At 45.6% G+C, this 13,666-nt stretch carries 10 protein-coding genes; all 10 read right to left on the minus strand.

Going from position 1 to position 13,666, the window contains the following annotated elements:
• Positions 1-133 precede the first annotated feature (133 nt).
• Positions 134-1,009, minus strand: coding sequence for a DNA-binding protein (locus tag MKX36_RS22470; protein WP_435530535.1), 876 nt, complete (start codon positions 1,007-1,009; stop codon positions 134-136).
• A complete protein-coding gene (locus MKX36_RS25435) occupies positions 1,006-1,431 on the minus strand; it encodes a helix-turn-helix domain-containing protein (RefSeq protein WP_435530525.1) in 426 nt (141 codons plus the stop codon). The genes MKX36_RS22470 and MKX36_RS25435 overlap by 4 nt, the downstream gene beginning before the upstream one ends.
• Before the next feature lie 215 nt (positions 1,432-1,646).
• Positions 1,647-5,705: a glycosyl hydrolase gene (locus MKX36_RS22475; protein ID WP_340865729.1), complete on the minus strand. Its 4,059-nt coding sequence runs from the start codon at positions 5,703-5,705 to the stop codon at positions 1,647-1,649.
• A 424-nt stretch (positions 5,706-6,129) separates the two neighbouring features.
• Positions 6,130-6,513 carry a hypothetical protein gene (locus tag MKX36_RS22480; RefSeq protein WP_016822956.1) on the minus strand — a complete coding sequence of 128 codons (384 nt, stop codon included), beginning with the start codon at positions 6,511-6,513 and terminating at the stop codon, positions 6,130-6,132.
• Positions 6,514-6,786: 273 nt separating this feature from the next.
• Entirely contained in the window at positions 6,787-7,344 is a 558-nt protein-coding gene (locus MKX36_RS22485) for a class I SAM-dependent methyltransferase (protein WP_016822955.1), read from the minus strand.
• 179 nt (positions 7,345-7,523) lie between these two features.
• On the minus strand, positions 7,524-8,840 hold the full coding sequence (locus MKX36_RS22490; RefSeq protein WP_017427073.1) for a PDZ domain-containing protein: 1,317 nt from the start codon (positions 8,838-8,840) through the stop codon (positions 7,524-7,526).
• Between the two features lie 164 nt (positions 8,841-9,004).
• Positions 9,005-10,471: a S41 family peptidase gene (locus MKX36_RS22495; RefSeq protein WP_016822953.1), complete on the minus strand. Its 1,467-nt coding sequence runs from the start codon at positions 10,469-10,471 to the stop codon at positions 9,005-9,007.
• A 204-nt stretch (positions 10,472-10,675) separates the two neighbouring features.
• Positions 10,676-11,959: a murein hydrolase activator EnvC family protein gene (locus MKX36_RS22500; RefSeq protein WP_025365960.1), complete on the minus strand. Its 1,284-nt coding sequence runs from the start codon at positions 11,957-11,959 to the stop codon at positions 10,676-10,678.
• 83 nt (positions 11,960-12,042) lie between these two features.
• Positions 12,043-12,960 carry a permease-like cell division protein FtsX gene (gene ftsX / locus MKX36_RS22505; RefSeq protein ID WP_016822951.1) on the minus strand — a complete coding sequence of 306 codons (918 nt, stop codon included), beginning with the start codon at positions 12,958-12,960 and terminating at the stop codon, positions 12,043-12,045.
• The gene (gene ftsE / locus MKX36_RS22510) at positions 12,950-13,636 is read right to left on the minus strand and encodes a cell division ATP-binding protein FtsE (protein WP_007432660.1); all 687 of its coding nucleotides are present in this window, start codon (positions 13,634-13,636) and stop codon (positions 12,950-12,952) included. The genes ftsX and ftsE overlap by 11 nt, the downstream gene beginning before the upstream one ends.
• Positions 13,637-13,666 lie beyond the last annotated feature (30 nt).

Here is a 13,666-nt window from a genome sequence, read left to right on the forward strand (position 1 = left end):
CTTAACCCTATCCTCCTTTCTCCTAGTCCTAAAGAAATTATAATTCTTGATGTGCTACAACCAGCAACGAAATAAACATATCATTTCTTTTTTTACAAATTTATCAATAAAAAAACCAACCTCGAAGGTTGGCCTAATCTGACTGCATATGATCTTGAAGAATCTCAATCGAAATTGGAGGCTTAAACCAATTCCTCTGCTGGGATAATGAAAGATAACTGAGTGTATCCTCTTGCCCTTTTAGTATTCTTCCACGTCTGTTATGGTAAATGGCAAGCTGATACATGTAACAATAATAATAGGTCAATTGTTTAACATCATCAGATTCCTGTAATCTCTTAATTTGCTCAGAATACTTATCAATAATAGAGTCTACATCGAAATCATATTTATTAGCAGTTTCAAGTATAGTTACAAGTCCAGAATGAATTTCTTCAGGGTGATTTTCAAGGAAAGTTATATACGCCGGAAGTATATCTCTCTTGCCTAAGAGTAAATCTAGAGTATAAGAGTTGGCTTTAGCCCACACACGAAATTGCTCCACATCAGCTTCACCTTCTGAATCAAGTCCTTTAAACCAACTTAGATCAGCATAGCCTTCAAGCTCTGCCCTCGCCTCCTTAATGAGTCCTTTCTTTTGCAAAGCTGTTGAGACAGAAAGGAAGCCGTAGCCATAGTAAAATACCAAATTTCTCTCTGCACGCAACCGTGTAGTTGTTCTTCTTTTTTCCTTCGTTATTTGCTGATTTCTATAGATTACATAAGCTAGTTTCTTTAGTTCATGGACGTACTTTTCTACCTCATCCCACTTGTGTAAGTAAAAATATATATTTGTGATTTTATGAATCGCCTCCAGCTGATAACGCTCAGGAAGCAAATTACGATAAGGTATAAATTCTAATACTAACTCAAGGCTTTTTTCCAGGTCAGACATTGTATATGCTTTAAATCTTTTGTATTGGCTTATGGCCAACCGCTCCGAATAACGATATTTTTCATTTTCGATCACACACTCGTAAAAAGGAAAGATTCATTTTCCTTGCCTGCTTCGTGTAGTTCTTCTGCAAGCTCAAATATCGTCGGCACATAGGACAAGTCTTCTGTTAGTCTCGACAATACCTTTTGAATACACTCCTTCCTCCCCAACTCCACACAACGCAGTAAAAAAGGCTTGATCCGTTTCCAGTGCCCTTTCCCCTCGTAAAAACATTCATCTATGTATAACTCATACAACCAGCCTTCGGGATACCCCAATGCCTTGGTAATCAGGTCCATCTGCCGAACCGAGATCGGCTTGGGTGGATTACTGTTCAGCATGGTGCTAAATGTACCACGGTTAATTCCAGATATTTTACTGAAGCTGCTAAATGTATAGCCTCTCTGCTTGAGTTCGGTCTCTATCGTCGAGCGGATCGTAGGTGTATATTTCATTCCAATCCCCCTCTTAACTAAAAAATATATTTTTCGTCTTTTCTAACATTATGAGGTAATTTTAGTTCGTGATTTCTTTAATCTGAATATAAAAGTCAAACATATCCCTTCCTTCATTATCCATTTTAAAGTTATAGAGGCTCTGTACAAAAAAAATGAGCAGAGGATACAATTCCCCTGCTCATTTCAGCAATGTTTTAGATCGAACATTTATCTTAATTAGCTGTCGGCTCGGTTCCCCAAACAAGTACGCCGTTATGATACAAGGTAACTTTAGGATGATCGGCATATGAGGTTTGCGTGCCTTTATACGAATAATCGTCACTTTCGTTATAGTTCGACCAGTCTGTCTTATGAATACGGGTTTGGATATCGCCCGTGCTTCCTCCAGGTGCTAACACGCCTGCATCCGAATTGAAACTGACTTCCAAATAATAATCGGCACCGGTTGCAGCCTTCTCCATTTTAACCAGTTTACCGTTCAGCTTTGAGCAGCTCAGCGTCGCATAGTCGCAGTTGAAAGTCTGCTCACGGTCACCGTCGATTGTGTAGTAGTAGCGAATTTTCAACTCGTTGATCGGTATGGAGGTTGTGCCTTTGTTTACAATTTGGAATTGCGGATTGAGGTGATTATCGTTCACCTTAGTATCTGCTGTGCGATATTGGAGCAGCAGTCCTGTCGTCGGCTGCTGAGTATCCGCTTTCGGCATTGCGCTAGCCGTGTTCGACAGCGTCTGTCCTGCATCGTTCTTCGCTACCACCTGATAGTAGTACGTCGTGTCTGCCGTTACGGCTGTGTCGGTGTAGCTGCTTCCGTACACATCGCTCGCTACGGTGGCGAACGCGCCGTTTTCAGTCGTCGAACGCTTCACTTCATAGCTTTTCGCACTCGCCGATGCTGTCCAGCTCAGCGATACTTTCGCCGTTTCACCCGCAGCGTTCAGCGTGAAGCTGCCTGGTACGGACGGCTGCTCAGTAATGCCATACGTTTTTAAGTTCGTTGGGAGCTCATCCAGCGTAATGACGTTCGGATGATTATACACTTTTTTCAGATGCTCAAGGCTGTTTTGTTTGCCGTCTCTCACAAAATCTCCATACCATGTAGCGAACCAGCTCCAATGAGCTTGATACGCCTTCATCAAATCAGGGTCCGGGATCGGTCCGTTTTCGCTCATGGCGACTAACTTTTTGTCCTTGCCCAATGCAACAAGGTCTTCGTATTTTGCAATTTGTGGGCTGTAATCACCGGCTTGCGGATAAGAGTCAAAGCTCAAAATATCCACATACTCGTCTCCCGGATACCAATCTGGAGCAACAGAATTCCATACCCAAATCAGATTGTTCAATTTGTGCACATTCGTCAAACGGTCGTGCATTAAAATATACAGCTTTTTAACAGGCTCAGGACCTTTGGCGCCCCACCAGAACCATTTGCCTTCCGCTTCGTGCAAAGGACGGAACAGGACAGGAACCTTCGCATCCTGCAACTTCTTCAATTGCCCTGCAATCACATCGATGTCGCGAATAAGTAATTTATAATCCTCAGACTCTGGATGATTCATCGCATATTCTATATCGAATGTGGTCGAATCGGCATAGAAGCCTCTCCACCATTCTTTTCCCTGCGTATCGATCAGACCTTTCGGTGCGTTCCAGTGCCATGCAAAGGTAACGATACCCCCTTGCTTATCCCATGCAATCGCCTTTTCCGCCTCTGTGGAACTAAGACCGTGTTCCGCTCTGCTTGGCGAATAGTCGATCAGGTCAAGCGCTGCAATGGCCGGCTTTTTACCTACATTGGCTTGAAGCCAATCAATTTCGTTTATTTCCTCTTGACCAGAGAGCATATTCTTCCCGTATTGATCAACCAGATAGTTCATCAATGCTTTTGCTTCTACCGTCGCATTCGGATTGGTAAGCGTTTTGGTTACCGCATGAGGTGGGCGGTCAGCGGCAGGCTCCAGTCTGACGTAGTCGATATCGTACCAGCCCCAGCCTGTTTCAAAACCGATCGTATTCGCGCCTGCATTCAACAGCACCTTGCCTCCGGAAGTTTCTTTAAAATCAGTCGTTTTCTTAAGCAACAGTTCGCCAAACGCTTTGCCGTTTAATGAGAAATTGGTGCGTTTGTCATCATGAGGAGAACGGTAGCCGATTGTAAGATTGTACAAGCCTGCCGTGGGAGCCTGAATCGTCATCGTCAGAGAATCCCCTGGATTGTGAAAATTCGTTACATAACCAGTACCGGAGTAGCCGGTCCCGCTGGATTCCACAATGGTTCCCTTCAGCGCGCCTTCTTCGGCTTCATAGGGAGCGGGACCGTTTACAGTCGTCTTCGGAACCGCTTTCATAATATTGGATTCGCTCGATCCCTTATTGGTTTTGGCGGTTACTTTGTAATAGTATGAAGTACCGTTTGTTACGTTAGTATCCGTATAAGACGTTTCGGTCAAGTTGGATGCTACAGCAGTGAAAGGGCCGTTTTCATCTGTTGCCCGCTGTACGCTGTAACCTACAATTCCGCCGGAAGCGTCCCAGGACAAATGGACTTTCCCATCACCAGCCTCAGCTTTCAGCTTAAAGCTTTCAGGACCTTCCACTGGAGACGTGTCATTGCCAGTAGTCAGCACAATGTGATATGCCGTCAAAGGCGGTACGGTATAAGTAAAACGGTTGCCTGAAATTTGCGTGATTGGCGCTGCTTCTTTAATTTGCGAGCTGTTTTTATCGAACCCCCATACTTTACCGGAACTGTAAGTCTTCGCGCCGGAAAGATCAAATTGGGCGTCGAATGCGCTGTCCATGCTTTTATTCATGACAACGAGGTGCAGTTCTTTGTCGGATGCATTCGTTACGGAAGCGTGGACCGAGCTATTGACAATATCCGATGTTTGCGCACTAACACTGGTATCACCGAAAGTAGAGTTTTTTCCGTCATAATTGCGATAAAGCTTGTAAGCGGCACTAACGTAGTTGTTGACACCATCCTTTAGCTTCCAGTAGTTTGCCATATAAACATCATTTTTGCCCAAGATACCGAGCACATCGGTCATCGCAATCCCGCCGGAAATATCATTTTCGCCGCCATAGCTATACTCGGTCATTGCCAGCTTGGTTCCCGGATAATATTTATCCACCGACTGCTTCAATCGAGGTAGTATGGGCAAAAACTCGCTGTTCCATTGAGCGATCCAACTATCTTCCTTATAGGTTGGGTCCCACAAGGTGCGAGGTGCCTGCATTCTGGCTTTCTTCGTTTCGTCATTGCCTACCTCATTCGTAATTCGTATGCCTCCGCCCATCGCTTCGGGATACCAGTGTACGTCGAATACATCCAGCAATCTCTTGCCTTCGGCTTGCGAGCTAAGGCGCATTTGATCCAGGTAATAGTCTACGAACCAGCTATAATTGCCTTTTACAGAGTCCCAATCAGGTGCAGTTTGAAGATCTTTATAGGCGCCAAATCCGTAAAGAACCGGCCCAAAAATTTCTGCACCTGCGTCAATCGCTTTCACAGCTTTGGATAAACTGACTGACCGGTCTACCAACTCTTTCGCTCCGACTTTTTCACCATGAATGCGTGGGTGCGTATGCGACCAGAGAGCGGGTTCATTGTCGAGGGCATATCCTTTCACACCCGCCTTTGTTGAAGCAGTGCCGTACTTGTTCACTAAAAAATGGACGAACTCATCCACATAGACCCGATTGTCATTCAGATCAGGCTGTAGTTGGAACGGTGCATTTTTGGCGTTTACGACCTGATTCCAACGAGCGGAAGGGGCCTTTTCGCTTTCCTGCACACTTCCGTTTCCATCCTTAGCCACATAACCGGCCATCGGCAACGTAACTAAAGAATAAGTGCCAAGCTTCAGCGATTGGTCATGAAACGAAGTCGTCACCGCTCCTGGCTTTTCACATTCGGCTTGTGTCAGGCCACCATTACTGCATAAATAGTTATCGCTAGATTGCTGCCAGTCACTTCCTGCATTGGACATATTGTTTTCCCAGTTGTATCCGGTCATTCGATTGCCACCAAGTCGTCTGGCAGCCATATTTTCATCGCCTGCCAAATCCTGATTTGTACCGTATATATAAGGGCTAATAGGCTTACGTTCCTTGGATGTATCTACTTTAATAGTAATAGTCTTTGCCGTTTGACCGTGAACCACAGCTGGAGCAGGTAAAGCCCCCCCTACTATCATCGTGCAGGCCATGACGACAGGCAGCCATTTGGAACGTTTGAACAGAATACTACTACTATTTTTCGCTCTCATACCACTTTCCTCCTTTACATTTGAAAAGAGCAGCCCCATACAAGTACCGCTCCGGCAGGTTTTAAGGCTCCTAAATCCAAACGGGTTTACCGCTCCGGAACAACATCGCCTTACTCTAATCCATAGATTCATTTTTTATAGATTCGTGCTTAAATTCCACCCATCGAAGCTCCAAGTATCTGGTTGATTACACTCTCCTCTCCGTCCGAAATTCAGAATTGCTCGGATCTTCAAATGTTGTAATACAGCTTTGCTATACGTTTTACCGATCAAATCTTCATATCGAACCATTTATGGGACGTAATGTCCATATTCTTAGATTATTCCAAATGGTTATATAGCAGAACATTGACTAGAGTTAACTTATTAAATAACTTTATAGCCTGAATATAAAAAAGCCCCTTAGCAAGGGGCTTTTTTATCTCTACCGTACTTTGTCCTTTTGAATAAGCTCATAGTAGATCCGTGCTGGCTCAGCATCTCCAGTAGATAAAATGTATTCTGCTAAAGGTGCACACAGCTTTTGGAGATAGAAGGAATACAGCAGTTCGGCTGTGTCAAAATGAATGTTCAACACTCGTTTCATCAGTTCTTCAAATTTGTTATAATCCAGTTCTTCCGGGCTAATATCAAAGGGGTATTCTGGAAAGGCTTTTTTTTGAATCTCAACAAATTGATCCTTAAGTTTGGGTTGATTGCCTGATCGTGCAGCCGAAAAATTCATCATAAAAAAGGATACAAAATCTGTCTCACGGTCGCTTAACCCATAATACTCACACCAGCGCATGAACATCAGCGGTTTTACCATATATAAATCTCCTTTAACAAAAGTTCAGATTTATTATGAATCCTACAAAAGTCTAACAGGTTCCAACTTATGTAATATATAGGTTAAGCCCCATTTTAAAATATGATTCCTTAAATGAATTTTGCCATTTAACATATCCCTTATCTTATATTTCCATAAAAGTGGACAACAAAAAAGACCGTTTCAACATCTTAATGATGCTGACCCAATCTTCTCATAATCATCCGTGTATGGATATTCATATTTATTCTAATCTCCTACATAGCTGAAGGGTCACAGGCTGCAAGTAAACACATAGGCTGGCGGCACATTATAGTTTACCTTTTTAATCTGGATATCTGCAAAGAAAGTACGGAAGAAATTGTGCTTAACTTTGCTATACTGGAACGTAATAAACTTGCCTTCTTGGCCTAACACCTCGGCCGTTTGTCCCAAAATGAGGCTGGATAACGCGGCGGGTAAGCTGGTGAAAGGAAGCCCCGATACGATATAATCCACCTTCGAGACTTGGTACTGTTCCATATACCGCGCTACATGCTCGGCCGATCCATGAATAATGTGCACCCTCTCCAAGTGACCATATTTGCTTTGTAATTTTTTATAAAACGATTCATTAGCTTCAATCACTAACAGTAGTGTATCTGGACGTTTGTTCAAAATCAGCTCCTGCGTAAACACACCGGTCCCTGCCCCATATTCAATAATGCACGAGGCTTTGTCAAAGTAAATCGGTGTCGCAATTTGTTTGGCCAGCTGTCTTGAACTGGGTATTACAGCGCCTACGCTGCGTGGGTGCCTGATGTACTCTCGAATAAAGTGAATCGCGTTCATCTTTTCCTCTCCCTGCTTGACACACATGATAGGCATTCGGTTCATCAATGTTTCCCATTACATTATTCATTGTATACCGATGAGAATATTCATTTCAAGCAGGCTGCTGTCGCCATATACAAAAGAGGGTAGCCTTATTCGATTCAAATCAAATAATGACCACCCTCTTGTTGTAATATCTATTGGTCCATGGTGTCCAAATGCGTACCCTCTGCCTTGGATGCTTGTCCCGCTTTGCGTCGTCGTGCACCTATGTGCATGGCCACAATTCGGTAGATGGAGGCCGGCTGTATGGATACGGCCCAGCCTGCGTCTGCATCCGGTGCAAGCACGACCCCTAACTGATGATGATCGCCATCGTACATGCCTCGCTGTACAAACTTGCTCTCCCCTTGCAGATTGCGTACCTCCAGCTTACAAAAAGCAGAGTTGATCCGCAAGGCCTGATGCAGCTCGGCACGGCTGTTCACAACCATGCCATTCACACGGTATATGGCCTCACCCGGCAGTATGCCCATAGCTGTCGCCGGACTATCTGGCAGCACAGCGAGAACACGCATCCCTTGCTCGGGATGTACAAACATCGGACTAAGACGGCTTTCCTCTATATTTCCGTACCAAATCAGCGCTTCATGGGCCAAGAAGGAGAATAACGCTGCCAGCAAGATTAGCGGACTCCACCAGGCCGCCAACAGGCTTAGCAGAAGCAAAGCCACACTGTACAGAAGCAATCGGTTCGAAGTAAGTACTGCCTTCTGTCGGGGTAGCTGGCCGAGCGTCACACTGCTAAAGCCCATCAGGACTGGCAGAGCTGCTAGCATATACCCTGTTCCGGCATCGCCGCCGAACAAAGGTGTCCAGGGAAGCATGAATCCTCCCTGAGCGGGTACCAGTAATAGCAACGGAATGGGCCAGAGATCCTCCATACGATAGCCACCAACCAATCTCCCCCGTTTGCCCTCGACGAACAGCGGAGTAGCTGCCTTTCCTCCTTGCCAGCGAACCAACAGCGCTTCAGCCACATGCAGTACAGCAACCAACACTAAGAGTGCTGGAATATCCAATCCACGGATAGCTGCTACCGATGTCCCGAGCACTCCCCCAGGCTGCCAGCCACTCGCTATGTTCAGAAAAAATTGAACTACACCTAGCAGACCAACCGAATAAGCAAGACACAGGTAACGGACGCGTACCAGCATGAGCAGTAATGTGGCTATCCACAGGCACACGATGGAAGTCGGGTTCAGATGCACGCTGATGAACATTCCTAGAACGGATAGTGCCATCCCGGCAAGCAAGCCACTCCATACGACACGCCAGGTCTCTGCAGCCCAGCTATGCATTCTAGTATGAAATAGCTTGCGCTCCAGTAGCATTTGCCGACGATAGCCAAGCGCGACAATGAGTATCGAGATATAATAAAACGGCTGCAAAAGCAGGTACAAGCAAGCATTCAAGACGCTCCATCCCCATTGTAATGCCCATTCCAAGTCCATTCACACTCCTTATGCCCCTGGTCCGCTGTATAGCGGAGCACGTACATTTCATATCCATTTATTTTATATGAAATTGCCAATGTAGGGAAGACAAACCGACGGACTGCAAATAAATCCCAATAAAAAAGGAGGCTGTTTCCAGCCCCCTTGTTGTAGCCTCACTATTATTTCGCTACGCCTGTCTTCATTTCCTTCCGAATCTCTTCAATCCCCTGCTTGAGTTGATTATCATTTTTCGGATCACGAATTTTTTCAATCAGCTTGGCTTCCATCGCTGATGCTGTCTTCGCATCAATGATGCCGTTAGCCGTCAGCTTCGCCTCTTTTTGGAAAGCCATAACAGAGCTTTCAGTCACTTTGTCAAAATAGCCGTCCTCGCGACCTGGTTTGTAGCCCAAGCCTTGCAGAATGATTTGTGCATTTTTCACATCGCTGCTATTCATATTGTATTTCAAGGACTTTTCCTTGTTCAGCGGTGCTGCCGTAAAGTATTCAGGCTGGTCCACCGCGATGTCCGGCTTAATCCCTTTTTTATGAATCCATGTTCCATTTGGCGTTAGCCATTTGGCAATCGTGATTTTGAGCAGGCTACCGTCACCCATTTGCTTGTCATAGCTGGTTTGTACAGTACCTTTACCAAAGGAGTTTTCTCCGATCAACACTGCGCCAGCGGATTGCTGGAGAGCACCTGCCAGAATTTCGGACGCACTTGCGCTACCTTTATTCATGAGCAAAGTCACCGGATAATTTTTGCGTGAACCTTTGGACTTCTCTTCCTCACGCTTCTGATTTTTGTCTTCCACTTGTACAATCGTTTTACCGGAAGGTACAAATTGCTGTGCAATATCAATGACAACAGAAAGTACCCCACCTGGGTTATTACGCACGTCAATGACGAGTCCCTTAAGCCCTTGTTTTTCCAACTTGGCTAACTCTTCCTTGAAACGTTCTGCCGTATTTAAGGAGAACTGGGTGATCGTAATGACGCCTACTCCATCACTTTCCATATGAGCCGTTACAGTTTCCATATCAATGTTGTCACGGGTAATCGTGTATTCGAGTGGATCAGGAGAACCGTTACGCTGAATTTTGACTTTTGCCTGACTGCCCTTTGGTCCACGAATTTTGGAAACGGCCTTGTTCAGATCCAATCCGTCCAGTGTTTCACCGTTAACAGACAATATAATATCCTTAGCGCGTAGACCCGCCTTTTCAGCCGGAGATCCTTTAATTGGTGTAACTACGACTACTTTCCCATTTTCAGCCGCTACTTCGGCTCCAATCCCGGTAAAAGAGCCTTCTATGGATTGCTCGAACTGTTGTGCAGTTTCTTTACCCATATAAGAGGAATACGGATCGCCAAGCGACTCCATCATTCCATTGATGGCGCCATCCACCAGCTTGGTGCGATCCACATCCTGATAATATTGTCCCTGGATTAGGTCCATCGCTGTCTCAATTTTGCGGATATCACTTCTGGAGGAGGAACTACTCCCCGTTACACTCGCCAGCAGTCCTTCGCCCAGAGCGCTATTCCCTACTGTGGTTGTTCCAGTATAAGCAAAAGTGAGCAGACTGCCGCCAAGCAGCCCGATCACCATCAAGAGTACCGCTGTACTTTTCTTCAACATCTAATCGTCCACCGCCTTCTCTTTATCTTGTATCCTATTTCCTCACAACGCATCCATTCACGAAGTATACGTCTAGCTTGTACGGAATATGTTAATTGTATCCTACTCCGTGTTTCAATGCACATGTTCTTCATTGGATATGAACCATTAAAGCAAAACCCTATCTACAACCGGATTGGTTACAAATAGGGCTTACCTTATCTATTATAAATAGTTCATCGGATTTACAGGTTTGTTATTCTCGCGCACTTCGAAATGACAGTGAGGTCCTGTGGAATTCCCCGTCGAACCCACTTCCGCAATTTTTTGACCGCGTTTCACGGTTTGCCCCGTATGAACCACCGTACCGCCGTTGCGAATATGTCCGTATAGGGTCCATAGTCCGTCTCCGTGGTCAATGACAACCGTGTTCCCATATCCGCTCCACCATTCAGCAACAATGACAACACCGTCCTCGGCTGCATGAATGTCGGTTCCCTGCGGAGCCGCCAGATCAATACCTGTATGGCCTTTAAGCTTGCCGGTTATCGGATGTACCCGCATGCCAAAAGTAGATGAGAGTCGGTAATGGGCTACAGGCGTAGCCAAAGTACCGGATCCGCCCGTATACGTACTGGCTGCCGTATGGCTGGAATTCGAGGCGGCGCCTGAGGATGAAGACGCAATTCGCTTGGCTGCAGCAGCACGTGCAGCTGCTCTAGCGCGTGCTGCTTTGGCAGCCTGCTCCGCTCTGAGCTTGTTCTTCTCCTGCACCAGCGCCACACGTTTGTTCGCGAGGGCTACCAGCATATCGTTTTGCTCTTCACTAATTTCATCCGATTCAGCAATATCATGATCGTAGTTGGCAATCAGTCTTTGCTTCTCTTTTTCCTTCGAATTCAATTGAGCTTTGGCGTCCTGCTTGAGCGCATACAGCTTCTTGGCATTTTTATATTCCGTGTCGAGCTGCTTTTTCTTGCTAACGACCAGAGCCTTGTCCTTTTTATGCTCGTCCAACAGAATTTGGTCCTGCTCCACGATCGTTTTCAGGGAATCTACCCGACTGAGAAAATCACTAAAGCTGGTCGAAGACATAAGCACGTCCATATAGGAGACCGTTCCATCCGTATACATGAGACGCACACGAGTTTCCAGCATTTTTTCCCGCGAATGGATGCGATCAATTGCTTCGGCCAAATCTTTTTTAGTCGCACGCAGATTATCTTCCGTTTGATCGATCTGAACCGCTACACGAGTCAGCTGATCACTGACGCTGTTAATTTGAGCAAGTACCGTTTTCAGGTTTTGTACGGTTTTATTTTTGTAATGTTGAGCATATTGTTTATCTTGAGCAGCCTTTTGCTGCTGTTGCTTGGCAGATTTGGCTTGCTTTTCTAATTGGTTCAGTTGCGAATTGATCTCACTTACGCTTTTGGCATATCCGTCAGAAGGCTGGATTAGCAATGCAGCTACCAACGTAGCAGCCAACACAGATCCTATTTTTTTCAACTTGCACTCCCCATCCTTTATCGCAAAATAACACCGGGCTTCCCCGTTCTATTGAATGACTACGACGTTCCACCAAATGCTTCTTAGACTTTCAAGAACTTGCGCATGGACAGGGTACTGCCAATAATTCCGACCAGCATCCCCAAAATAACCAGCAATGCACTCAGCTGAATCCAAATGCCTTCAAGCGGCATAAGCTTCAACATATTGAGAGCGATATCTCCCTGAACGGCTGTCAGCAAACGCTGATAGCCTGTAAATAAAATTCCTACAGTAATAAGAGAACCAATAAGACCAATAAGCGCGCCTTCGATAAAAAACGGCCATCGTATGAAAAAGTTGGTCGCACCGACCAGCTTCATAATGCTGATTTCTCTGCGTCGTGCCAATATCGTTACTCGAATGGTATTCGAGATCAAGAACATAGACATGATCGCCAGTCCGGCGACGAATATAAAACCAACATTGCGGATCAGCTTAGTAATGGTAAAGAGCGTCTCTACAGTGCCTTTGCCGTAACGAACCTTTAAGATCGGTTTTTCGGGATGCAATGTATTCAGCTTCTCAATCTTCTCGGCCACAAATGGAACCGTCGTTGGTTCAATAACCTCTACCACGATTTTGTCAGGCAGTGGATTGCTGTCCTTGTCAAAACCCTCCAGCAGATCCTTGCCACTGTCTCCCAAATCTTTGCGAAGCTCCTCCAAACCTTGAGCTTTCGTCACAAAGGTCGTTTTGCTGATCTCCGGCATTGCCGCGATTTCCTTTTGCAGTGTTTCACGCATGCTCTGATCGACATTGAGCTCCAGAAATACGTTAACTTCCACCTGACTATCTGCTTGATCAGCCAAGGAGTTGACGTTAAGCACCAGCATAATAAACACGCCCAGTATGAGCAGTGACACAATAATTGAGGTGACGGATGCTACGGACATCCAGCCATTGCGGAATATGTTTTTGAAACCTTCCCGCATATGACGCAAGAAGGTATTAAAAGTCATATCCGTACTCCCCTCTTACCTGGTCTCTTACGATATTGCCATTTTCGATGGCAATGACGCGTTTACGCATGGAGTTCACGATGTCCTTATTGTGTGTCGCCATCACAATGGTCGTACCCCGAAAATTAATTTCATCCAGCAACTGCATGATCTCCCACGATGTTTCGGGGTCCAGATTCCCCGTCGGTTCATCAGCAATGATGACCGAGGGATTGTTCACGATGGCCCGTGCAATCGCTACACGCTGTTGCTCCCCACCAGAAAGCTGGGCAGGCTCACGATTCATTTTTTCTTTCAAGCCAACCAATTCGAGCACTTCTGGAACCCGCTTGCGGATCAGCTTCTTGGGAGCCTCTATAACTTCCATAGCAAAAGCCACATTTTCATAGGCTGTCAAACGCGGCAAAAGCCGGAAATCCTGAAAAATGACTCCGATGTTACGACGAACGTAGGGAATTTTGCGCTGCTTGAGCTTCCCAATATTAAAACCATTGACTGAAATTTGTCCCTTGGTCGGTACTTCTTCTCTATAAATAAGCTTCATAAAAGTCGATTTCCCCGCTCCAGACGGGCCGACTACGTATACGAATTCATTACGGTCAATTCTGACCGATACTCCTTGAAGTGCGTGGGTCCCGTTCGTATAGGTCTTCCACACATCCTGCATTTCAATCACTCGATCACTTCCCGCTGCTTAATCATGTTA

Origin of the sequence: Paenibacillus sp. FSL W8-0439 (genome assembly GCF_038008995.1) — a bacterium.
Taxonomy (GTDB): Bacteria; Bacillota; Bacilli; order Paenibacillales; family Paenibacillaceae; genus Paenibacillus; species Paenibacillus polymyxa.